Below are 22,786 nucleotides of genomic sequence, written 5' to 3' on the forward strand. Positions count from 1 at the left end.
TGTGTATAGTTTCCCAGTGCCCGGGCGACCGGGAGAACAGCAAGGGGCCGTGGCGCAGCTGGTAGCGCACCACACTGGCAGTGTGGGGGTCAGGGGTTCGAGTCCCCTCGGCTCCACCCTTGAGAAACGCCCTGGTCGGGATAATCCGACCAGGGCGTTCTGCTGTTGCTGGCGGTTCTGCCGCAGCGTGGCTACCGCACGATCGGTGACCACTCCCGCTGGCTGGCGATCGTCACGCCGGGGGTCCGGTAGTAGGGATCTTCGGCGACGACAGCGGCGAACGCTTCGGCGTCCGGGACGTCGAAGATCAGCAGTGCTCCGGAGTCGTCGGCGAACGGCCCGGCCATGACCAACTGGCCCTCCTGGTGCAGGGCCTGGAGACGCTCCCGGTGCGCCGGTCGGGCGGCGAGCCGGTCGGGTTCGTCGCCGAAGGACAGCTCCAAGATGAACACCGGTTCCTCCTCGTCGGGGTGATCTTCCGAATCACCCTAGTCGATCCGCCAGGCCGCCCCAGCACGCAGAACGCCCCGACCGGATGACCCGGTCAGGGCGTTGGCGACTAAATGTCCGCTAAGGGCTCAGTCAGCCCTGGCGGCTCTTCCACTGCGGGTTGGCGCGGTTCACCACGACCACCCGGCCGCGACGGCGGACCACCACCGAACCCGGCTTCTGCTTGAGCGCACGCAACGAGCTACGTACCTTCATGTCTGCCTCCTCGGTGCTAGCGGTTCCGAGTATCGAAACGCCGCACCCACCCGCCGGATTCCCGGCCGGTCAGCGTCGAACCTTTGCCGTCTGCCGGCCGTACCAGTGGGCGGAGGTCATCCTCATGCCCGTACGTCGGCTCGTCGCCACGGTGCTGGTCGCTGCCGCGACAGTGCCGCTCGCCGCCACACCCGCAGCCGCCCACGGCGCCCCGACCGACCCGATCAGTCGCGCGGCTGCCTGTGGCCCCGAGGGCCGGTACGCGGCCACCAGCGCCTGCCGGGCCGCGGTGAAGGCCGGCGCGGCGGTCCGCGAATGGGACAACGTGCGGGTTTCCACGATCAACGGGCGAGATCGGGAACGGATCCCGGACGGCGAGCTGTGCAGTGGAGGGCTGTCCGCGTACCGGGGACTGGACCTGCCCCGCACCGACTGGCCCAGCACCACGCTGACCACCGGCGCGAAGTTCACCTTCCGGTACCGGACCACCATCGAGCACCGGGGCACCTTCCGGCTCTACGTCACCACGCCCGACTACGACCCGAGCAAGAAGCTGACCTGGGCGGATCTGGAGTCGCGCCCGTTCCTGACACTGACCGACCCGCCGGTGCGGGCCGGGGCGTACCAGTTGGCGGGCCGGCTGCCCGCGGGCCGCAGTGGCCGACACCTGATCTACACGATCTGGCAGAACTCCAACACGCCGGACACCTACTACTCCTGCTCCGACGTGGTGTTCCGCGGTGCCAAGGCCACCGGTGCCACGGCCACCCCCACCCCGGCGGAGGCCGCCGCGACGAAGAGCGCGCCGCGTACCGCCGCGAGTGGGCCGGCCGCCACCGAGACGGCGGTGGTGGCGGCGGCCGACCCGGGCGTGCCGGTGGCGTCGGTGACCAACCTCGGCGGCCGGTGGCCGGTGCTGGCCGGTGCTGGCACCGTGCTGGTCCTGGCGCTGCTGCTGATCGGTGCCGGACGGCGACGCCGCAGCGCCGCAGCACCGGTGGGCCGGCAGTGCGAGGTGCGTAACCACCGGGCCGGGCGGCGCCGGATCTGGTGAACCGACCCGCCCGGGACCCGACGGTGCTCAGCCCAGGTGGCGCTCGATCTCGGCCAACTCGTCGGCCGTGAAGTCGAGGTTGTTCAGCGCCGCGATGTTCGTCTCCAACTGCTCGACGCTGCTCGCGCCGATGATGAGGCTGGTCATCCGCGGGTCACGCAGCGCCCAGGCCAACGCGAGCTGAGCGAGGGACTGGCCGCGCCCCTCGGCGACCGCACCGAGCCCACGGATGGTGGCCATCTTCTCGTCGCTGAGGTCGCTCTCGTTGAGGAAGACGCTGGTGCGAACCCGCGAGTCGGCCGGAATGCCGCCCAGGTAGCGGTCGGTCAGCAGACCCTGCGCCAACGGGCTGTACGCGATGCAGCCCGCACCGACCTGCTCCAACGTGTCGAGCAGGCCGTCGGACTCGGTCCAGCGGTTGAGCATCGAGTACGACGGCTGGTTGATCAGCAGCGGCGTACCCAACTCGCGCAGGATCGCGGCGGCCCGCGTGGTCTGCTCCGAGTTGTAGTTCGAGATGCCGACGTAGAGCGCCTTGCCGGAGCGGACGATGGCGTCGAGCGCCCCCATCGTCTCCTCCAGCGGGGTGTCCGGGTCGAACCGGTGCGAGTAGAAGATGTCGACGTAGTCCAGCCCCATCCGGCCCAGCGACTGGTCCAACGACGAGATCAGGTTCTTGCGCGAGCCCCACTCGCCGTACGGGCCGGGCCACATCAGGTACCCGGCCTTGCTGGAGATGACCAACTCGTCCCGGTACGGCTTCAGGTCGGTGGCGAGCATCCGGCCGAAGTTCTCCTCCGCCGAACCGGGCGGCGGGCCGTAGTTGTTGGCCAGGTCGAAGTGGGTGACACCCAGGTCGAAGGCGCGGCGGACGATGTCGCGCTGCCGTTCGAACGGGCGGTCCGGACCGAAGTTGTGCCACAGCCCGAGGGAGACGGCAGGCAGTCGCAGGCCGCTGCGTCCGCTGCGCCGGTAGGTCATGGTGTCGTAGCGGTCATCCGCGGCGAGGTAAGTCACGATCATGAGCCTAGCTCCGGCCCGCCCTGGCGTGGATCGGGCGTGGAAACCGGGACATCGGGGTAGTTTCGACGCCATGCGTTTCATTGCGCTCGACACCCCCAAACCGCTGTCCAAGATCGGGTTGGGCACCTGGCAGTTCGGCTCCCGGGAGTGGGGGTACGGCCCGGACTTCGAGCGGCAGGCGGCGCAGATCGTCCGGCGGGCCGTCGAGCTCGGTGTGACGGTCTTCGACACCGCTGAGATCTACGGCTTCGGGCGCAGCGAACGCATCCTCGGCGCGGCCCTCGGCGACGACCGGCCGAAGGTCGTGATCGCCAGCAAGATCCTGCCGGTGCTGCCGGTGGCCGCCGTGGTGCAGCAGCGGGCGGTCGCCTCGGCGGCCCGGCTCGGCGTCACCAGCATCGACCTGTACCAGGTGCACCAGCACAACCCGCTGGTCGCCGACCACACCACGATGCGCGGCATGCGGACCCTTCAGGACGTCGGGCTGATCGGCGACGTCGGCGTGAGCAACTACGGGCTGCGCCGCTGGCAGATCGCCGAAGCCGCGCTCGGCCGGCGGGTGCTCAGCAACCAGGTCCGCTACAGCATGCTGGACCGCGCGCCCGAGCAGGACCTGCTGCCGTACGCGCGGCAGGCCGGCCGGGTGGTCATCGCGTACAGCCCGTTGGCGCAGGGCTTCCTCTCCGGCCGCTACGACGCCAGGAACCCGCCGACCGGTGCGGTCCGGCGTGCCAACCCGTACTTCCTGCCGGAGAACCTTGAGCGCGGTGCGACCCTGATCGACACGCTGCGCCAGGTCGCCGACGCGCACGACGCAACCCCCAGCCAGATCGCGCTGGCCTACCTGCTGCGCCACCCGAACGTGCTCGCCATCCCCGGGGCGTCCGGGGTCGAGCAGATGGAACGCAACGCCGCCGCCGCCGACATCGACCTCGCCGACGACGAGTACACGGCGCTGGCCGAGGCGGCGAAACGCTTCCGCCCGATCACCGGGCTCGCCGCGATGCCGGCGATGCTGCGTGCCCGGTTCGGCAACCCAACCGGAAAGTGAGCACAGTGGACGACATCACCGCACTGATCCTGGACGACCACGCCGCCTTCCGGCGTGGCTTCGCCCGCCTCGACGACGCCCGCGACGAGCAGGAGATGCTCGCCATCTGGGACGCTCTCGCCCTGCACCTGGACATCCACGCCGAGGCGGAAGAGGCGATCCTCTACCCGCACCTGGTCAAGCACGGCGACGACGGCGAGGACGAGACCGCCGACGCGATCGGCGACCACAACAAGATCCGCGACGCCATCGCCGAGGCGAAACTGCACCCGGTCGGCTCGGACCAGTGGTGGGAGGCGGTCGGCACCGCCCGCCGGGAGAACAGCGAACACCTGGCCGAGGAAGAGGACGAGGCGCTGCCCGACTTCCGCCGGCACGCCAGCACCGAACTCCGGGCCGAGCTGGGCCAACGCTGGCTGACCTTCTACGGCGAGCACAAGAACGGCCGCAACCTGCCGTTCCGCGACAAGGACCCGCAGCAGTACGTCGCCGACCACCGCTGACATCTCCCCGACGCGGGGGAGTCGGCGGGACCGGTCCGGGCAGCAGAATGACGACGTGACCCTCCGAGCGGCGCTGGCCCCCCTGGTCGCCGGCACCACCTGGCGACGCGGCGTGTTCCTGCTGCTCGGCGGCGTGCTGGCACTGCCGTACGGCCTGCTCGCGGTGACCTTCGCCCAACTGCTCGCCGACTCGGCGATCCCCCGTCCAATGGTCTACGTCCTGCTGGGCATCGCCGCACTGATCGCCGTCGTCCCGTTGCTGCTGGACGGCAGCCGGGCGTTGGAGATCGCCGCCGTCCGGGCCCTGCTCGGCGTCGACCTGCCCGACCCCGCGCCCGGGCACCACGGCGACCGGGAGACCCGGCTGCGCAGCGCGCTCTGGATCGCCACCCACCTCATCGTCGGCGCGCTGGTGATGATCGGGTTGTTCAGCGCCCTGCCGATGGCACTGGCCTTCATCGCCCAACAGTTCGGCATCGGCACCGAGGTGATCAGCCAGGAACAGTTCGGGCCACTGGACGGACAGGACAGCGGCTGGCTGACAGTGACCGGGGTGCTCCTGCTGGTCGTGCTCGGCTACGCCGTCGCGGGTCTCGGCGCGCTCGCCGGATCCATGGCGCCGGTGCTGCTCGGCCCGGCCCAGGCGGAGCGGATCGCCGCCCTCGAAGCACGGGCCGCCCGGCTCGCCGAACGCAACCGGCTGGCCCGGGAGCTGCACGACTCCGTCGGCCACGCGCTCACCGTGGCCACCCTCCAGGCCGGGGCCGCCCGAGAGGTCCTCGACACCGACCCCGAGTTCGTCCGGCGGGCGCTCACCGCCATCGAGGACGTCGGGCGGACCGCGATGGACGACCTCGACCACGTGCTCGGGCTGCTCCGGGAGAACGGACGCGACCGACCCGTGGTGGCGCCGCAGCGTACCCTCGCCGACCTGGACCGGCTGGTCACCGACGCCCGCGCGGCCGGCCTGGCCGTGCACGCGCAACGCGCCGGGGACCCGACCCGGGTGCCCGCTGTGGTCTCCCGGGAGGGCTACCGGATCGTCCAGGAAGGACTGACCAACGCCGCCCGGCACGGCTACGGGCCGGTGACGGTACGCCTGGACCTGCACAGCGACGCGCTGGAGCTGGAGCTGGTCAACGCGGTGCGCCACCCCGACCGAGGCCGGCGGGGGCGAGGCGGTCGAGGCCTGGACGGCATGCGGGAGCGGGTGCTGCTGCTCGGCGGCCGGCTGACCGTGGGCCCGGACGGCGACCGATGGCTGATTCGGGCCCGCCTGCCCTACGAGGAGACGACATGACCACCGGAGTGCTGATCGTCGACGACGACGAGCTGATCCGGGTGGGGCTGCGGGCCATCATCGACGCCCAACCCGACCTGCGCGTGCTCGCCGAAGCCGCCGACGGGGCCGAGGTGCCGCCGCTGGTCGCCCGGCACCGGCCCGACGTGGTGCTGATGGACGTGCGGATGCCCGGCATCGACGGCATCCAGGCCACCCGGCACCTGCTGGCCACCTCCGCCGACCCGCCCCGGGTGTTGGTGGTCACCACCTTCGCCAACGACGAGTACGTCTACGAGGCGCTGCGCGCCGGCGCCTCGGGGTTCCTGCTCAAACGGGCCCGGCCCGCCGAGGTGGTCGAGGCGGTCCGGGTGGTCGCGGCCGGCGAGTCGCTGCTCTTCCCGGCCGCGATCCGCCAACTGGTCGGGGCGTACGGGCCGGCGGGCGGCGACCGGTTGAGCGCCGCCCGGCTCACCGAACGGGAGGCCGAGGTGCTGCGGTTGATGACCACCGGCCGGTCCAACCCGGAGATCGCCGCGCACCTGGTGGTCGGGGTGGAGACGGTCAAGACGCACGTCGGCAACGTGTTGGCCAAGCTGGGCGTCCGCGACCGCACGCAGGCGGTCATCGCCGCCTACGAGTCCGGCTTCGTCACCCCGTCCGGCTGATCGGTCCCTCCATCGGGGGAGCGGGTTCACCGCCGGCCGGGAGGGAATCCGGCGGCTGTCAGTCGAGGCTGAGAGCATGACAACGATCACTGCCTCCCGACCCCGTACCGACTCCCGCTGGCCGGACCGGCTGGCCCCACTGGCCGCCGGTTGGCTCGGCCTGTGGGGCGTGCTCGCCCTGCTCGGCACGCTCACCGGCGCCGGCTACCCGTTCGGCCCGAACGACCCCCACGGCGGCGACGTCAGCCTGCTGCGCCTGGTGCCGGTGGAGGTGGCCACCCCGCTCTTCGCCGGCGTGCTGCTCACCGCCGCGGTGGCCGCCCTGGCCATGAGCCGCCCGGCGGCGCGATCACCCGGCCCGCTGCGGGCGCTGCTCGCCGGCTACGGCTGGGCGGTCGCGTTCGTCCTTGTCCTGGTCGTGCCGGACGTCCGAGTGCTGATCGTCCTCGGCTACCTGCCGATACTCATCGTCGGGGTGCCGTTCGGCTGGCCACCCATCGACTACTCCGATGTCTTCAACTGGGCGCTGTTCGCCCGGTTCGCGGCGCTGGCCGGCGGGCTGCTGCTGGCCGGGGCGGTACTCGCCTGGCAGCGCCGTACCGCCGGGGCCTGCGTCGGCTGCGGCCGCGCCGACACCGGCAAGCGGTGGACCACCCCGGCCGCCGCAACCCGCTGGGGCCGGTGGGCCGCCGGCATCGCCGCGGCGATCCCCCTGACGTACGCGGTGACCCGGTTCGCCTGGGCGGCCGGCATCCCGCTCGGCATCTCCCGCGAGTTCCTGACCGAGATGCAGGACACCGGGCTGGTCTGGGCCGGGCTCGGGCTGGGCGCTTTCGCCAGCGTCGGCGCGATCCTCACCCTCGGACTGGTGCAGCGCTGGGGTGAGCGGTTCCCGCGCTGGATGCTCGGCCTGGCCGGCCGTCGGGTGCCGGTGAAGCTGGCCGTGGTGCCGGCCACCCTGGTCGCCATCTCCGTGACCGCGGCCTCGCTGGGGCTGCTCAGCAATCCCGAGTTCTGGCGGCTGACCGGCGGGCTCAGCATGACCGGGGCGCCGATGCTGCTCTGGCCGCTGTGGGGCGTGGCCCTCGGCGTCGCCACGTACGCGTACCACCTGCGCCGTCGCGGTGCCTGCCGGCGTTGCGACCGGGGCTGAGGGTGGGAGCGGGGGTGCCCCCTGATGCCCGGGGCGCCCCCGCGAATGTGAGCTAGCGTGGGTCGGGTGACTGCGCCTACCCCGGTAATCCCGGTTCCACCGGCCGACCTGCCCGGCACGCTCGGCGCGCTACGGGCGGCCGGTCACCAGTACCGCACCGTCAAGCAGGAACTCCGCGACAACCTCCTCGCCCGGATGCGCTCCGGCGAGACCCGTTTCCCCGGCATCGTCGGCTACGACGACACAGTGCTGCCCGAGGTCGAGCGGGCCCTGCTCGCCGGGCACGACATGGTGCTGCTCGGCGAGCGCGGCCAGGGCAAGACCCGGCTGATCCGCTCACTGGGCGCGTTGCTCGACGAGTGGACCCCCGTTCTGCCCGGCTCGGTGCTCAACGAGCACCCGATGCACCCGCTCACCCCGGCGTCGGTCGCCCAGGTCGCCGAGGCCGGTGACGACCTGCCGATCGGCTGGCTGCACCGCTCGATGCGGTACGGCGAGAAGTTGGCCACCCCGGACACCAGCGTCGGGGACCTGATCGGCGACGTCGACCCGATCCGCATCGCCCAGGGTCGTACCCTCGGCGACCCGGAGACCATCCACTTCGGGTTGGTGCCGCGCACCAACCGGGGCATCTTCGCCGTCAACGAGCTGCCCGACCTGGCCGAGCGGATCCAGGTTGCCCTGCTCAACGTGCTGGAGGAGCGCGACATCCAGGTACGCGGCTACCAGCTGCGCCTGCCGCTGGACCTGCTCCTGGTGGCGAGCGCCAACCCGGAGGACTACACCAACCGGGGCCGGATCATCACTCCCCTCAAGGACCGTTTCGGCGCGGAGATCCGCACCCACTACCCGGTCGAGCTGGAGCTGGAGCTGGCGCTGATCCGCCAGGAGGCCGACCTGTTCGCCGAGGTGCCGGAACACGTGCTGGAGGTGCTGGCCCGCTTCGCCCGCGCCGTCCGGGAGTCGCCGTCGGTGGACCCTCGCTCCGGTGTCTCCGCCCGCTTCGCCATCGCCGCCGCCGAGACGGTCGCCGGTGCCGCGCTGCGTCGCGCCGGTCTGCTCGCCGCCTCCGATACCCCGGACGGTCGCCCCGAGGCCGCCGTCGCCCGCGTCGGTGACGCGGTGTCGGTGACGAGCACGCTGCGCGGCAAGGTCGAGTTCGAGAGCGGCGAGGAGGGCCGGGAGACCGAGATCCTCGCGCACCTGCTGCGTACGGCGACCGCCGAGACGTTCCGGGCCCGCCTGGCCGGGCTGGACCTGTCCGGGTTCACCGCCCTGGTCGAGGACGGCGCCGCGATCGAGACCGGCGAGTTGGTCAGCGCCGCCGAGCTGCTGCGCCAGGTCGGCACCGTACCCGGGTTGGCGAAGGTCCTGGACCGGCTCGACCTGGGCGACGCGCCCACCTCGGAGGAGGCCGCTGCCGCCGTCGAGTTCGTGCTGGAGGGGCTGCACCTGACCCGCCGGCTCGGCAAGGACGTCACCGACTCGGGGCGCACCGTCTACGGCGGCCGGGGCTGACCGTGGCCGGCAACCGGTTCCGTTACGGGCAGTGGAACGGCGGGCCCGACCCGCTCGCACCCCCGTACGACGTGCGCGAGGCGGTGGACGCGGTCGGTGCCGAGGTGCTGGCCGGCGGCAGCCTGCGGGAGGCGCTGCGTGACCTGCTGCGCCGTGGCCCGCAGGGACGGGGTGGCCTGGACGACCTGGCCGCCCGGGCTCGGCGGCTGCGCCGGGAGGCGCTGCGCAGGGGCGACCTGGACGGGGCGGTGACCCGGGCCCAGGCCCTGCTCGACCAGGCCCTCGCCGCCGAGCGGGACGAGCTGCGGGGTCGCGACGACGACGACGCGCGGTTCGCCGAGGCGGTGCTGGACAATCTGCCGCGCTCGACGGCGCGGGCGGTGGAGGAGCTGTCCGGCTACCAGTGGGCGAGCGACGATGCCCGCCGCGCGTACCAACAGATCCTCGACCAACTCCGTGACGACGTGCTCGGCCAGCGCTTCGCCGGGATGCGCGACGCGGTGCGCGCCTCCGCCGACCCGGCCGCCCAGCAGCGGCTCGCCGAGATGATGGGCGATCTGAACGACCTGCTGGCCCGGCACGGTCGCGCGGAGGACACCACCGACGCGTTCGCCGAGTTCATGCGCCGACATGGTGACTTCTTCCCGGAGAAGCCGGAGAACGTCGACGAGTTGATCGACGTGCTGGCCCGCCGGGCGGCGGCCGGTGAGCGGCTGATGAACTCGCTCTCCGAGCGGCAGCGCGCCGAGCTGGCTGGCCTCATGCAGCAGTCGCTCGGCGACCGCCTTGCGGGGGAGTTGTCCGCGCTCGACGCGAACCTGCGCGCGCTGCGACCCGATCTGCGCTGGGGGCGCGGCGAGCGGGTCCGTGGCGACCAGCCGCTGGACTACGCCGACGCGGCCGGCGCGCTGGGTGAGATCGGCGACCTGGACGACCTGCTGGACCAGCTCGACCAGGAACACCCGGGGGCGACCCTCGACGACGTGGACGTCGACGCGGTGGCGCGCACGCTGGGCCGGGATGCGGCCGATGACGTTCGCCGTCTGCGTGACCTGGAGCGGGAGTTGCGCCGCCAGGGTTGGGTCAGCCGGGACGCGGAGGGGCTCACACTGAGCCCGAAGGCGCTGCGCCGGCTCGGCGGGACCGCGCTGCGGCAGGTTTTCGCGGAGCTGACCGCCGGGCCGCGTGGCCAGCACGACCTGCGTTCGGCCGGTGCGGCGGGCGAGGTCAGCGGCGCGTCCAGGCCCTGGCAGTACGGCGACGAGCAGCCGTTGGACGTGGTCCGCACGTTGACCCGGGCGGTCAGTCGGGCCGGGCCGACGGTCCCGGTGCAGCTCGCGGTGGACGACTTCGAGGTGGTGGAGACCGAGAGGCGCGCCTCGGCCGCTGTGGTGCTCTGCGTCGACCTGTCGTACTCGATGATCTCGCAGGGTCGTTGGGGGCCGATGAAGCAGACGGCGCTGGCGTTGGCGCACCTGATGGAGACGCGCTTCCCACAGGACGCCCTGCAGATCGTGGGCTTCGGCCGGGAGGCGATGACGCTCACCCAGCAGGAGTTGGCGGCCGTGGAGCCGGACATGGAGCAGGGCACCAACCTCCAGCACGCGCTGCGGTTGGCGGGCCGGCACCTGCGCCGGCACCCGGACGCCGAGCCGATCGTGCTGGTGGTCACCGACGGCGAGCCGACCGCGCACCTGGATCCGGACGACGGGGAGGCGCTGTTCCACTGGCCGCCGCTGCCGGAGACGATCGAGGCGACGGTCCGCGAGGTGGACCGGCTGAGCCGTTACGGTGCCACGCTCAACCTGTTCATGCTCGGTGACGACCCGGGTCTGCGACGCTTCGTCGACGCGGTGGCCCGCCGCAGCCGGGGTCGCATGTTCACGCCGGACACCGGCGACCTGGGCGAGTACGTGGTCAGCGACTACCTCCGCTCCCGCCAATCCCGCCGCTAACTCCCGCCGCGGCGGGTTGACTGGGGGGATGGAGAGCGGGGGATTGCGGCGGGCTTACGGTGCCCTGTTCGCGGAGGTCGACGCTGGCGGGTTCGGTCCGGCTCCGGAGGGGCAGCTCAGTGCCGAGCAGATCGTCGCGCATCTGGTCGCCAACGACGAGCTGATGATCCACGCCACCGAGGCGTTGCTGGCCGGGTCGCCGTTCGCCTACTACGAGTTGGAGGAGGACGTGCACCGCCCGCAGCTCGACGCGCTCGCCGCCGAGCAGGGTGGCCTGCGTGGCCTGACCGCGCTGCTGCACGGCACCAGTGACCGGCTGTGCGGGCTGGTCGACCAGCTCGGCCTGGCAGCGGAGACCCCGGTCGAGACGCACCTACGCGAGGGCTTCGACCTCATCGTCGACGAGCCACTGCCCTGGTCCCGCACCCTGGACCTGCACACCCGGGTGCACCTGCCGAAGCACCAGTCCCAACTGCACCTGCTCCGGTCCTGACCGGCGGCGGCTGATCAGTGCGACCCGGCACGGGTGCCGTGGTCCGTTGAGCGTGATGACTGTGAGTCATCTTGATGACTCACAGACATCACGCCCGCAAGTAGTGCTGCCCGGACCGGGACGAGAGATCGAACGAGCCCTGCCCCGCGCCCATGCTCTCCGCGATCTTGCACTTTCTGCCCCCGCAATTATGGGCAAACCATGCATACGGGCGACCGAAAGTGCAAGATCGCGGGGCGCGGGGCGCGGGGCGCCGAGGGCGCGCGGGGGTGCAGCGCGGGGGTGCAGCCCGGGGGTGGGCGGGGTTGCGGTCAGGTTTTGATTAGTTCGGGGCGGGGGTGGAAGGTTCGGCGGTAGGTGGACGGGGCCACGCCGATGCGTTGGTGCAGTTGCTGGCGTAGGGCGGCGGTGGTGCCGAAACCGCAGCGGTGGGCGATCTGGTCGACGGTGAGGTCGGTCGTCTCCAACAGCAGTCTCGCGTGGTCGGTGCGCTGGTGCAGAAGCCACTGCGCCGGGCTTAGGCCGGTCTCCGAACGGAAGCGTCGGGTGAAGGTGCGCACGCTCATCCGCGCCTGCTCGGCCAGGTCGCGCAGCGCGATCGGCTCGTGCAACCGCTGCCGCGCCCACTCCCGGGCTCCCGCCGTGCTGGTGTCGGTCGCCTTCGGCACCGGCTGCTCGATGTACTGCGCCTGACCGCCGTCGCGCCAGGGCGGCATCACGCAGCGGCGGGCCGCCCGGTTGGCCACCTCGCTGCCGTGGTCGAGGCGGATGACGTGCAGGCAGAGGTCGATGCCGGCGGCGACTCCGGCCGAGGTGAGCACCCGGTCGTCGCCGATGAAGAGCACGCCCGGGTCGAGGTCCACCCGGTCGTGCAGGCGGCGGAACTGCTCGGCGTACGCCCAGTGGGTGGTCGCCCGCCGCCCGTCGAGGAGCCCGGCGGCGGCGAGCACGAACGCTCCGGTGCAGATCGACATGATCCGGGCACCCCGCTCGTACGCCGCGCGCAGCGCCTCGGCCACCTCCGGCTCGACGGTGCCCGAGGTCAGCGCGGTGCCGTCGTGGATGCCGGGGACGATCACCGTGTCGGCGGTGTCGAGCAACTCCAGCCCGTGGTCGGGTAGCACCTGGAAGCCCGCGGTGCTACGGACCGGCTGCCCGCCGGGAGTGCACACCCGGACGTCGTAGAAGGGTGTCCCGTCGGCGGCCCGGGCCGTGCCGAAGACCTGGGCCGGGGTGCCGAGGTCCAGGCCGACCACCTGGTGCAGGGCGAGTACGGCGATCCGGTGCGGGCGATCGGTCATGGCCCGATTATTGCGCATGATGGCTTTCCGGCCACTCGCCGAGGTGTGTGGACCAGCTCAGACTTGTCCGGTGACCAAGAACCGACGTCTGCATCCCGCGTGGCTGGTCGCCGCCGTCGCCTTCGTGGCGCTGGTCGGCGCGGCCGGCTTCCGCGCCACCCCGTCGGTGCTGCTGCACCCGCTGCACGAGGAGTTCGGCTGGCCGCTGGCCACGATCTCCGCGGCCGTCTCGGTCAACCTGCTGCTCTACGGGCTCACCGCGCCGTTCGCGGCCGCCCTGATGGACCGGTTCGGCATCCGCCGGGTGGTCTCGGTGGCGTTGCTGCTGGTCGCCGCGGGCAGCGGTCTGACGGTCTTCATGACCGCCAGTTGGCAGCTCCTGCTCTGCTGGGGTGTGCTGGTGGGGCTGGGCACCGGCTCGATGGCGCTGGCGTTCGTGGCCACCGTCACCGGCCGTTGGTTCGTGCACCGGCGGGGCCTGGTCACCGGAGTGCTGACCGCTGGCGGGGCGGCCGGGCAACTGGTGTTCCTGCCACTGATCGCCATCCTGGTACGCGATCACGGCTGGCGTACCGCCGCACTCGTGGTGGCCGCGGCGGCGCTGGCGGTCGTACCCCTGGTGGTATGGCTGCTGCGCGAACACCCGGCGGATCTCGGCCTGCCCGCCTACGGGGCGACCGCTGTCGTCGCGGCGCCGCCGCCGACCGGCGGCGCGGCGACCCGGGCGATCGGCGCGCTGGCCACCGCGGCCCGGACCCGACCGTTCTGGCTGCTCGCCGGCGGCTTCGCGATCTGCGGGGCGACTACCAACGGCCTGGTCGGTACCCACTTCGTGCCGGCCGCCCACGACCACGGCATGTCCCAGACCACGGCGGCCGGGTTGCTCGCCCTGGTGGGGCTCTTCGACATTGTCGGCACCATCGCCTCCGGCTGGCTCACCGACCGGGTGGACAGCCGGTTGCTGCTCGGCTTGTACTACGCGCTGCGCGGGTTGTCCCTGCTGGTGCTGCCGAGCCTCTTCTCCGGCACCGCCGAGCCGAGCATGCTGGTGTTCATCGTGTTCTACGGCCTGGACTGGGTGGCCACGGTGCCGCCGACGGTGGCGCTGTGCCGGGAGTACTTCGGTGGCGCCGGAGCTGTGGTGTTCGGCTGGGTGTTCGCCGCGCACCAACTGGGCGCGGCGGTCGCCGCCACCGGCGCGGGGCTGGTCCGGGACCGGCTGGGCGACTACGCGATGGCCTGGTACGTGGCGGGTGCGCTGTCGATCGGCGCCGCCGGGCTGTCGTTGCTGCTGCGCCGCCGACCGGGCCGACCGGTGCCCGAGGCCGTGCTGGTCGCCGCGACCGCGCCCAGGGCGTGGAGGTTGCGGGGTTGAACCGCGCTGAACCTGACGGCCGCACGGGACGTGCGACGCGTCGGCCGGTCAGCTCACTGTCCACTGCTGGGCCGGCCGGCCGTCGCACTGTCGCTGCCGGATGTCGTCGCCCGCCTCGACGGCGTCGTCGTCGGCCTGGGCGCACCTGTTGCTGTGCGCGGCGATGAGCAGGACCGCGCTGGTGCCGGTCCCGCCGAACCGCCACTGCTGGTTGGCCCCACCGTGGCAGGGGTACTGCAGCAACCGCGCGCCGTCGTCCTGACTGCCACCCTCGACGTCGAGGCACTGCCCGTACGCGGCGTTGGTCAACGACAGCACGCCCGTGCCGGCCGGGCTGACCACCCACTGCTGCTCCGGGGTGCCGGTGCACACGACCAACTCGGCCTTGGCCTCCTTGCCGTCACCGTCGAGCCCCAGGCAGAGGCCCGAGGCGGCGCGCAGCACCCGGGGGCCGCTGGGTGGGGCGGCCGGCGTGCTGGCCGACGGGGTCGGTGACGGCTCGGCCGGTGCGGTCGGGCTCGGCTCGCCGGTCGGCTCACTGGGCTGCGCCGCGCTGGACGGCGTACCGATTGACGCCGGCACCGACGGCTCGTCGTCACCGTCGAGCAGCCCGGTGGCGAAGACGACCCCCAGGAGTACGCCGACGGCCCCGACCGCCACCGCGACCCGCAGCAACGGATCGGCCAGCGGGCCGGAGCGAGGCGCCCGGTGACCGCCGTAGACGGTGCCGGCGGGGTCGGGGCGTTCCTCGGGCGCTGACATACGCGCCATCCTCACCCACGACGTCGCGCCGGAGCCAGCCCGGCGGTGCGGGGGCGGTGAGGCTCAGCGGGTGGGCTGCTCGTCGGTGACGTCGGCCACCGTGGCGTCGAGGGCGGCGATCGCGGCGTCGGCGTCGATTGCGATGGCGAGACCCCGCTCGCCGGCGCCAAGGGTGATCTCCCGGCCGCGCAGCCGCTCGTCGGCGACCACCGGCCAGGCAGTGCTCGCGCCGAACGGGGTGATGGTGCCGCGTTCGTAGCCGGTGGCGGCCAGCGCGCCCGCCGCGTCCGGCATGGAGAGTCGGTGCACCCCGAGCAGGGCGCGCAGCTTGGGCCAGGAGATGACCCGGTCGCCGGGGGTGAGCACGAACAGGTGATCGTCTTCGCCGCGCCGGACCACAATCGTCTTGACCACGTCGGGGACGGCCACGCCCCGGGCGGCGGCTGCCTCCGCGAGGCTGCCGACGGCACCGTGGCTGACCAGCCGATACGGCAGTTGGGCGGCGTCCAGGGCGGTGATCGCTGGCGATGGCATGCCCGCCACGGTAGCCGTCGGGCCTGCCAGCGGACGGGAAACTGCCACGGCCGACATCCCACGGTTTCCAAAAGGCGAGCGTAAGGTGATCACATGCGCGCTGAGCGTGTGGATCACCCAATTGACCATGATCAAGCGGTGGACACGCTGCGGCGGTCGTACGCCGCGGTGCCCACTGGCGAGCCTGTCCGGCTGGCCAAACGCACCTCCAACCTGTTCCGCCCCCGGTCCGCTCCCCGGACTCCGGGGCTCGACGTGAGTGGCCTGAACGGCGTGCTGTCGGTCGACCCCGCCGGCCGCACCGCCGACGTGCAGGGCATGTGCACCTACGAGGACCTGGTCGACGCGACGCTGCCGCACGGCCTGATGCCGCTCGTGGTGCCGCAATTGCGCACCATCACGCTGGGCGGCGCGGTGACCGGCCTCGGGATCGAGTCGACCTCGTTCCGCAACGGCCTGCCGCACGAGTCCGTCCAGGAGCTGGACGTTCTCACCGGCTCCGGCGAGATCATCACCGCCCGACCCGACGGCGAGCACGCCGACCTGTTCACCGCGTTCCCCAACTCGCTGGGCAGCCTCGGGTACGCCACCCGGCTGCGCATCGAGCTGCAACCGGTCGGCCGGTACGTGGCGTTGCGCAACGTCCGGTTCACCCAACTGGAGGCGCTGACCGACGCGATCGCGGAGGTGACCGCCACCCGGTCCTGGGCCGGCGAACCGGTGGACGCGATGGACGGGGTGATGTTCAGCCCCGGCGAGGCGTACCTGGTCTTCGCCACGTTCACCGACGGGGCCGACCCGCCCAGCGACTACACCGGTCAGTCGATCTACTACCGGTCGCTGCGCCAGCGCACCCGCGACGTACTCACCGCGTACGACTATCTGTGGCGCTGGGACACCGACTGGTTCTGGTGCTCGTCGGCGTTCGGCGCGCAGCACCCGGTCGTGCGCAGGCTCTGGCCGGCGCGTTACCGGCGCAGCGACTTCTACCACCGACTGGTCCGGTTGGAGCACCGCCACCAGGTGGCGGCCCGGATCGACCGGCTGCGCGGGCAACCGGCCCGGGAGCGGGTCGTGCAGGACGTGGAGATCCCGCTGGACCGTACGGCCGACTTCCTGCGCTGGTTCGCCGGCGCGGTGGGGATGAACCCGGTGTGGCTGTGTCCGTTGCGACTGCGTGAGCCGGCGGGGCCCGGTTCGGCGCGGTCCTGGCCGCTGTATCCGCTGCGGCCAGGGCAGGACTACGTCAACATCGGGTTCTGGGGGAGCGTGCCGATCGCGCCGGGCGCCGCCGACGGCGACGTCAACCGCACGATCGAACGCAGGGTGTCGGAGTCGGGCGGGCACAAGTCGCTCTACTCCGACGCGTACTACGACCGGGACGCCTTCGATCGCCTCTACGGCGGCGACACGTGGCGCGCGGTGAAAGACCGCTACGACCCGGACCACCGGCTGACGGGACTGTACGAAAAGGCGGTAGCACGAGCATGAGCCTTACCGACAGAGATCAGGGGGCGGCGAGCGTCCCCTCCACCCCGCCGGCGGGGGGCCGGCACACGGGTCCGACCGTCGCGGATGTCATCCGCGCGGTCACCATGGGGCCGTTGCCGGTGCGGATCACCGGGTACGACGGCAGCGCCGTCGGCCCGTCCGACGCCGGTATCACCCTGGCGATCAAATCCGAGCGAGGGCTGTCGTACCTGCTCACGGCACCTGGCGACCTGGGCATGGCCCGGGCGTACGTCAGTGGTGACCTGGCGTTGCAGGGCGTGCACCCGGGTGACCCGTACGAGGCGTTGCGGGTGCTCAAGGACGAGCTGCGGTTACGCCCACCGTCGCTGGCCGAGGGGTTGGCGCTGGTCCGTGGGCTGGGCTGGGAGCGGCTGATGCCGCCGCCGGCACCGCCGCAGGAGGCGCAGCCCCGCTGGAAGCGGGTGATGAACGGGATGCGGCACTCGCGGGTGCGGGACAGCACTGCCATCTCGCACCACTACGACGTCTCGAACGCCTTCTACGAGAAGGTGCTCGGCCCGTCGATGACGTACACCTGCGCGGTTTACCGGTCCCCTGATGACACGCTGGAGCAGGCCCAGGCGGCGAAGTACGACCTGGTCGCGGGCAAGCTGGCGCTGAAGAAGGGGATGCGGCTGCTGGATGTCGGGTGCGGCTGGGGTGGCATGGTGCGTCACGCGGCCCGCGAGTACGGCGTCAAGGCGCTCGGGGTGACCCTGTCGAAGGCGCAGGCGCAGTGGGCGCAGGCCGCGATCGAGCGGGAGGGGTTGACCGAGCTGGCGGAGGTGCGATACCTCGACTACCGGGACGCGCCGGCCGAGCAGTTCGACGCCATCTCCTCGATCGGGTTGACCGAGCACATCGGGGTGCGTAACTACCCGGCGTACTTCGGGGCGCTGCGCGGCCGGCTGCGGCAGGGTGGGCGACTGCTCAACCACTGCATCACCCGCGCTGACAATCGCGCACCGCACCGCTCGGGAGCGTTCATCGACCGGTACGTCTTCCCGGACGGTGAGCTGGCCGGTCCGGGTCGACTGGTCAGTGAGGTGCACGACGCCGGGTTCGAGGTGCATCACGAGGAGAACCTGCGCCAGCACTACGCGCTGACGCTGGCCGCCTGGTGTCGCAACCTGGTCGAGCACTGGGACTTCTGCGTCTCGGAGGTGGGCGCGGGCACCGCCCGGGTGTGGGGGCTCTACATGGCCGGGTCGCGGATGGCGTTCGAGCGCAACGGCATTCAGCTGCACCAGGTGTTGGCCACCCACAACGGCCCGAACGGTGTGAGCGGCTACCCGCTCCGGCCGGACTGGTTGCCCTGATCACCTGCTGACCGTCGCCTGAAGCCGCGTCGAGAAAAGTCGGCGCGGCTTCTCGCGAAGCAATTGACAAAGAAGTTTTGTACGTACAAACTGATTTTGTCATGAGAGACGTCCTGTACCTGGAGCAGATCGAGCAGGCCGAAGTCCTGCTCAAGCCGCATCGCGTCGAGGTGCTGCGGCAACTGGCCGAGCCGCGCACCTGCACCGAGGTCGCGGCCCGACTCGACCAGACGCCACAGCGCGTCTACTACCACGTCAAGCAGCTCGTCGCGGCCGGCCTCGTCGAGCTGGTCAACGAACGCAAGGTCCGCGGCATCACCGAAGGCATCTACCAGGCCGCCGCCCGCTCCTACTGGCTCTCCCCGCGACTCGTCGGCCGGATCGGCCTGCGCCGGGCCCGCGACGAACTGAGCCTGGGCTACCTGCTCGACCTGATGGAGGAGGTCCAGGCCGACATCGCCGGCCTGGACCGGGCGGCACCAGAGCTGCCCTCGATCGGGGTCTCCGGCGAGATCCGGGTGCCGGCCGAGCAGCGTCAGCAGTTCCTGCACGACCTGCAAACCGCGCTTCAAGACCTGTTCACCCGCTACGGCGGCAGCGAAGGAGATGCCTTCAAGCTGGCCGTCGCCTGCTATCCGAAAGGGAACGACAATGAGTGAGCCGATGAAGGTCAAGGCCCGTCTCTCCGCGCCCGTCGGGCGCGTCCGCCAGGCCCTGACCGACCCGGCCGAGCTGCGTCTCTGGCTGGCCGAGCACGCCGAGGTCGAGCTGCCCCGGCGGTACGAGTTCTGGGGCCGATACACGCCCGAAGGCGACGCCCCGCACCAGCGGCTGCTGCACGCCGACGACGACACGCTGCGCTTCAGCTGGCTGCTCGACGGCGTGGAGACCACCACCGAGTTCCAGTTGACCGCCGAGGGCACCGACAGCACGGTGCTCACGCTGATCCAGAGTCACTTCGACTTCGCCGAGGCGATGAGCGGCTCCACCATCCGGGGCGTCCTCCAGACGTACTGGGCGCTGTCCATCGCCAACCTGGCCGCCCACCTGGAGGGCAAGCCACTGCTGCCCCGCACCGACTTCACCTCCGCCGACCTGCGGGGCGAGCTGGTCATCGCCGCCCCCGCCGACAAGGTGTGGGAGTCGCTGACCGACTCCGAGCAGGCCAGTGCCTGGTTCGGCTACCCGATCGGCATCGAGCCCTGGGTCGGCGGTCGGTACGCCATGGGCGGCTTCGAGACCGGTTACGCGGCCAAGGTCGTCGACCTGGAGCCCGGTCGCCGGATGTCCGTCGACTGGGGGCCGACCGGCGTGACGAGCTGGGAGCTGGCCGAGTCCGGTGGCCGGACCACGTTGACCTTCGTGCAGAGCGGCTTCGACGAGGCCAACCCACCGTACGGGGCCTGGAGCGGGTCGGTTGCCGGGCTGTTCGAGCTGCGCCGCTTCCACGAGATGACCAACTGGCAGCCGATCTGGCTCTCCGAGGAGATCCCCGGCCTGGAGCCCGCGCCGGCAGGCTGACAGCCGCACGGTGGTTGCGTCACCGTGATCGTCGTGCGTTGATCGCCCGCCTTGATCGTGCTCGATCAGGGATGTAGTGGCCTCGTTCGCCCCGGAGGCCACTACATCCAGGATCGAGCACGATCTTGTGCGTCCGTCGCCCGGCTTTCCCTGATCCGCTGCCGGGATCTGGTGACTTTTCGCGGTTGGGTGGGTACTGGCTGGCGATGTTCTTCATCTTTGGTCTGCGTACCAAGGTCGACCGGTCCGGTGTCGTGCAGCAGGTCTGCCGCCACTGCGGCAACCAGGCCGCACAGGTGATCACCCGCCGCTCGACGAAATTCACCCTTTTCTTCATTCCCCTCATCCCGATCCGCACCCGGTACGCGCAGCAGTGCACGTTCTGCGGGGCGGAGTACGAGGTTGCCAGGGCCGACGCCGAGCGCCTCCCGGTCGGCTGATCCGACGATGGAACGCTTCCTCTGCTGGCTGATCGGTCGACAGACGTCCTCGGTCGACGTGGCTGTGCACACCGTTGCCCGCCCGCCCTGTACCCCCGGCCGGCGTAGACGCCGCCGCGCACGCCGTCCGTTGGCCGGCACCGCCTTGCCCCGTTCACCCTGGAACCGATCTGCTGGCCGCTGACCGGAGGCCGGAGCCGCAGCGGGGTGAACGTTCGGCTCTGGCGGCCTTTCTGGGCGCTGGTTAGGCTTTCGGGGTTTGCCGTGGACCGGCGCCGCCGAGGGTGCACGCACGACGAAAGAGCCGGAGCGACCGTGTCCCGACAGGACGGAAAGCAGGCTGCGGGGACGCTGAACCCCGCCGGTGCTTTCGTCGCGGCTGCTGTCATCCTGCTGGAGGCGTGCTGGCTGCTTGCCGCGTTGCCCGGTGCCGCGCTGGTCAGTGACCTCGGTGGGATGCTCGTGGCCGGTTGGGCGACGGTCGCGTGCGTCGGGGTGGCCCGTCGGCATCCGGCGCCGCTGCGCCGGTTCTGGACGCTGCTCGCTCTCACCATGGGGCTGGCCGCGATCGGTCGGGCGATCTGGACGGCGCAGCGGCTCGTCGGCGGCGACCTGCCGCACACGCCGGTGGTCGGGGTGGTCTTCACCGCCGGAATCCTCACCGGCACTGCCGCGCTGCTCAGCTCGCCGTCCGCACCGAGGACCGCGGTGGGGCGGGCCCGTACGTTGCTGGACGGGGTGATCGTCGCCCTGGCCCTGGTGCCGATCGGTTGGGTGCTGGTCTTCCGGGGGGTCGCCGCCGCCGAGCTGGCCGACCCGGCGCGCACGCTGGGGCTGCTCTACCCGATGTTCGACCTGATGCAGCTCACCATTTTGGTCGCGGTGTCCGGGCCGGCCCGGCCGATGTGGCGGCCGATGACGATCCTCGCGGCGAGCCTCACCCTGCGGGTCGTCGCCGACGTCGTCTACGTGTCGCTGGTCGCCCGCGCCGACTACACCGCCGGTCACCCGATCGACCTGTGCTGGCCGTTGAGCTACCTGCTGATCGGCCTGGCCACCCGGAACGCGCCGCCACCGGACTGCGACGGCACCGACGACACCGCCGAGTCGCCGCTGCCGCCCTGGTGGCGGGTGGCGCTGCCGTACCTGCCGGTGGGTGGGGCGATCGTCGCGGTGGTGCTGGCCCGTCGGCCCACCGGGCAGACCCCGCAGCTGGTGTTCGTGACGATGATGGTGTTGCTGGCCGCTCTCGCCGTCCGGCAGGGGCTGGCGGCCAACGAGAACCTGCGGTTGGTGGCCCGGCTGCGCCGCCTCGCGTACGGCGACCAGCTCACCGGGCTGCCCAACCGGCTGTTGTTCAACAGGCGGCTGCGCCTGGCCCTGCGCGACGGGCGACCGGTGGCGGTGCTGCTGCTCGACCTGGACGGGTTCAAGCAGGTCAACGACAGGTTCGGGCACGCCACCGGTGACACCCTGCTGACCGGGCTGGCGGCCCGGATGCACACTGCCGTGAACGGTGACGGCACCATCGCCCGGCTCGGCGGTGACGAGTTCGCCGTGCTTGTCGACGGCGACCGGCCGGTGTCACCCGAACGGCTCGCCGAGCGGCTGCTGGACGCGTTGCGGCCGTCCGACGACGAGGAGGACGTCGGGGTGCACCCGTCGGCGAGCATCGGTATCGCCGAGTACGGCCCGCAGCACGCCTCCCACAGTGACCTGCTGCGCGACGCCGACATCGCCATGTACGCGGCCAAGGCGGCCGGGAAGTCCGCGTACCGCACGTGCACGGCGGCGTTGCGCGAGTCGGCCGTCTCCCGCGCCGAGTTGATCGCCGACCTGCGCCGCGCTGTCGACGAGGACCAGTTGCACCTGGAGTTCCAACCCATCGTCGACCTGACCACCGGTGCGGTGCGCAGCGCCGAGGCGCTGGTGCGCTGGCGGCACCCCCGGCTGGGGATGTTGTCGCCGTCGAGGTTCCTGCCGCTGGCCGAGGAGACCGGGCTGATCCTGCCGATCGACCGTTGGGTGATCCACGAGGCGTGCCGGGCCGCCGCCACCTGGCGGGGCCGGATGCCGGAGGCGACGGTCGCGGTGAACATCGCCGCCGCGCACCTGCGCCGGCCGGATCTGATCGCCACGGTCACCGCGGCGACCAGCGCCGCCGGGTTGGCACCACGGGCGTTGACACTGGAGTTGACCGAGTCGGCGTTGATCGAGGGCACCGAGGCGGTGCTGGAGCGGCTGCACCAACTGCGGGAGTTGGGCATCCGGATCGCCATCGACGACTTCGGCACCGGCTATTCGTCGCTGAGCTACCTGCACCGCATTCCGGCCACCGAGCTGAAGATCGACAGGTCGTTCGTGGCCCGACTGGGCACCGACGACCGGGCGTACGCGACAGTGGAGATGGTCACCCGCCTGGCCGGCGCGTTCGACCTGGCGGTGGTCGCCGAGGGGGTGGAGACCGAGCGTCAGCACGAGGCGGTCACCGCGATCGGCTGCCCGCGAGGCCAGGGCTATCTGTACGGGCGGCCGGACGGCCCCGCCATGGTGGGCCAGAATCAGAGTTGACTCTCACGTAGCGGCAGGCAGGAGCCTGGTTCCCGGAAGGAAGGGGGAC

22 protein-coding genes and 1 tRNA gene are annotated in these 22,786 nt (G+C 71.8%); 17 read left to right on the plus strand and 6 right to left on the minus strand.

Going from position 1 to position 22,786, the window contains the following annotated elements:
- The first annotated feature begins 43 nt into the window (after positions 1–43).
- Positions 44–116, plus strand: a tRNA-Ala gene (locus tag AB0B68_RS10350).
- Between the two features lie 75 nt (positions 117–191).
- Here AB0B68_RS10350 and AB0B68_RS10355 read toward each other — a convergent pair.
- Entirely contained in the window at positions 192–452 is a 261-nt protein-coding gene (locus tag AB0B68_RS10355; protein WP_357259129.1) for a YciI family protein, read from the minus strand.
- A gap of 130 nt (positions 453–582) precedes the next feature.
- A complete protein-coding gene (locus AB0B68_RS10360; protein WP_030490864.1) occupies positions 583–705 on the minus strand; it encodes a 50S ribosomal protein L36 in 123 nt (40 codons plus the stop codon).
- A 124-nt stretch (positions 706–829) separates the two neighbouring features.
- On the opposite strand from AB0B68_RS10360, the gene AB0B68_RS10365 reads away from it, so the two are divergent.
- On the plus strand, positions 830–1,759 hold the full coding sequence (locus tag AB0B68_RS10365; RefSeq protein WP_357259133.1) for a lytic polysaccharide monooxygenase: 930 nt from the start codon (positions 830–832) through the stop codon (positions 1,757–1,759).
- Between the two features lie 27 nt (positions 1,760–1,786).
- Here the strand turns inward: AB0B68_RS10365 and mgrA are convergent, their stop codons facing one another.
- Positions 1,787–2,782: an L-glyceraldehyde 3-phosphate reductase gene (gene mgrA / locus AB0B68_RS10370; RefSeq protein WP_357206920.1), complete on the minus strand. Its 996-nt coding sequence runs from the start codon at positions 2,780–2,782 to the stop codon at positions 1,787–1,789.
- 70 nt (positions 2,783–2,852) lie between these two features.
- On the opposite strand from mgrA, the gene AB0B68_RS10375 reads away from it, so the two are divergent.
- From AB0B68_RS10375 to AB0B68_RS10410, 8 genes are all read left to right on the plus strand, one after another.
- Positions 2,853–3,833, plus strand: a complete 981-nt coding sequence (locus AB0B68_RS10375) for an aldo/keto reductase (RefSeq protein ID WP_357259136.1) — start codon at positions 2,853–2,855, stop codon at positions 3,831–3,833.
- 5 nt (positions 3,834–3,838) lie between these two features.
- Complete coding sequence (locus AB0B68_RS10380) at positions 3,839–4,336, plus strand: hemerythrin domain-containing protein (RefSeq protein WP_030331463.1); 498 nt, start codon at positions 3,839–3,841, stop codon at positions 4,334–4,336.
- Positions 4,337–4,391: 55 nt separating this feature from the next.
- Positions 4,392–5,636, plus strand: a complete 1,245-nt coding sequence (locus AB0B68_RS10385) for a histidine kinase (RefSeq protein ID WP_357259139.1) — start codon at positions 4,392–4,394, stop codon at positions 5,634–5,636.
- Positions 5,633–6,283: a response regulator transcription factor gene (locus AB0B68_RS10390; protein ID WP_357259143.1), complete on the plus strand. Its 651-nt coding sequence runs from the start codon at positions 5,633–5,635 to the stop codon at positions 6,281–6,283. The genes AB0B68_RS10385 and AB0B68_RS10390 overlap by 4 nt, the downstream gene beginning before the upstream one ends.
- Positions 6,284–6,359: 76 nt before the next feature.
- Complete coding sequence (locus tag AB0B68_RS10395) at positions 6,360–7,436, plus strand: hypothetical protein (RefSeq protein ID WP_357259146.1); 1,077 nt, start codon at positions 6,360–6,362, stop codon at positions 7,434–7,436.
- 57 nt (positions 7,437–7,493) lie between these two features.
- Positions 7,494–8,954 carry a sigma 54-interacting transcriptional regulator gene (locus tag AB0B68_RS10400; protein ID WP_357206932.1) on the plus strand — a complete coding sequence of 487 codons (1,461 nt, stop codon included), beginning with the start codon at positions 7,494–7,496 and terminating at the stop codon, positions 8,952–8,954.
- Between the two features lie 2 nt (positions 8,955–8,956).
- The gene (locus tag AB0B68_RS10405; RefSeq protein ID WP_357206934.1) at positions 8,957–10,909 is read left to right on the plus strand and encodes a VWA domain-containing protein; all 1,953 of its coding nucleotides are present in this window, start codon (positions 8,957–8,959) and stop codon (positions 10,907–10,909) included.
- A gap of 28 nt (positions 10,910–10,937) precedes the next feature.
- Entirely contained in the window at positions 10,938–11,402 is a 465-nt protein-coding gene (locus tag AB0B68_RS10410; protein WP_357206936.1) for a hypothetical protein, read from the plus strand.
- A 311-nt stretch (positions 11,403–11,713) separates the two neighbouring features.
- Here the strand turns inward: AB0B68_RS10410 and AB0B68_RS10415 are convergent, their stop codons facing one another.
- Positions 11,714–12,721, minus strand: a complete 1,008-nt coding sequence (locus AB0B68_RS10415) for a helix-turn-helix domain-containing protein (protein ID WP_357259149.1) — start codon at positions 12,719–12,721, stop codon at positions 11,714–11,716.
- Between the two features lie 52 nt (positions 12,722–12,773).
- Here AB0B68_RS10415 and AB0B68_RS10420 point away from each other — a divergent pair, with 52 nt between their 5' ends.
- Positions 12,774–14,078, plus strand: coding sequence for an MFS transporter (locus tag AB0B68_RS10420; RefSeq protein WP_357204306.1), 1,305 nt, complete (start codon positions 12,774–12,776; stop codon positions 14,076–14,078).
- 48 nt (positions 14,079–14,126) lie between these two features.
- Here the strand turns inward: AB0B68_RS10420 and AB0B68_RS10425 are convergent, their stop codons facing one another.
- Both AB0B68_RS10425 and AB0B68_RS10430 read right to left on the minus strand, forming a co-directional pair.
- Positions 14,127–14,840 carry an RICIN domain-containing protein gene (locus tag AB0B68_RS10425; RefSeq protein WP_357259153.1) on the minus strand — a complete coding sequence of 238 codons (714 nt, stop codon included), beginning with the start codon at positions 14,838–14,840 and terminating at the stop codon, positions 14,127–14,129.
- A gap of 63 nt (positions 14,841–14,903) precedes the next feature.
- Positions 14,904–15,374 (minus strand): YbaK/EbsC family protein, encoded by a 471-nt coding sequence (locus AB0B68_RS10430; protein WP_357204302.1) that lies wholly within the window; start codon positions 15,372–15,374, stop codon positions 14,904–14,906.
- 93 nt (positions 15,375–15,467) lie between these two features.
- Between AB0B68_RS10430 and AB0B68_RS10435 the strand changes: the two genes are divergently transcribed.
- From AB0B68_RS10435 to AB0B68_RS10460, 6 genes are all read left to right on the plus strand, one after another.
- Positions 15,468–16,865 (plus strand): FAD-binding oxidoreductase, encoded by a 1,398-nt coding sequence (locus tag AB0B68_RS10435; RefSeq protein ID WP_357204300.1) that lies wholly within the window; start codon positions 15,468–15,470, stop codon positions 16,863–16,865.
- Complete coding sequence (locus AB0B68_RS10440) at positions 16,862–18,205, plus strand: class I SAM-dependent methyltransferase (protein ID WP_357259156.1); 1,344 nt, start codon at positions 16,862–16,864, stop codon at positions 18,203–18,205. Before AB0B68_RS10435 ends, AB0B68_RS10440 begins: the two co-directional genes overlap by 4 nt.
- Positions 18,206–18,306: 101 nt before the next feature.
- Positions 18,307–18,864, plus strand: a complete 558-nt coding sequence (locus AB0B68_RS10445; protein WP_355005525.1) for a helix-turn-helix domain-containing protein — start codon at positions 18,307–18,309, stop codon at positions 18,862–18,864.
- Entirely contained in the window at positions 18,857–19,726 is an 870-nt protein-coding gene (locus AB0B68_RS10450) for an SRPBCC family protein (protein WP_357259160.1), read from the plus strand. Before AB0B68_RS10445 ends, AB0B68_RS10450 begins: the two co-directional genes overlap by 8 nt.
- 206 nt (positions 19,727–19,932) lie before the next feature.
- A complete protein-coding gene (locus AB0B68_RS10455; protein ID WP_357204293.1) occupies positions 19,933–20,166 on the plus strand; it encodes a zinc-ribbon domain-containing protein in 234 nt (77 codons plus the stop codon).
- Positions 20,167–20,481: 315 nt separating this feature from the next.
- On the plus strand, positions 20,482–22,737 hold the full coding sequence (locus AB0B68_RS10460; protein ID WP_357259164.1) for an EAL domain-containing protein: 2,256 nt from the start codon (positions 20,482–20,484) through the stop codon (positions 22,735–22,737).
- The last annotated feature ends 49 nt before the right edge of the window (positions 22,738–22,786 follow it).

Origin of the sequence: Micromonospora sp. NPDC049049 (assembly GCF_040649115.1) — a bacterium.
Classification (GTDB): Bacteria; Actinomycetota; Actinomycetes; order Mycobacteriales; family Micromonosporaceae; genus Micromonospora.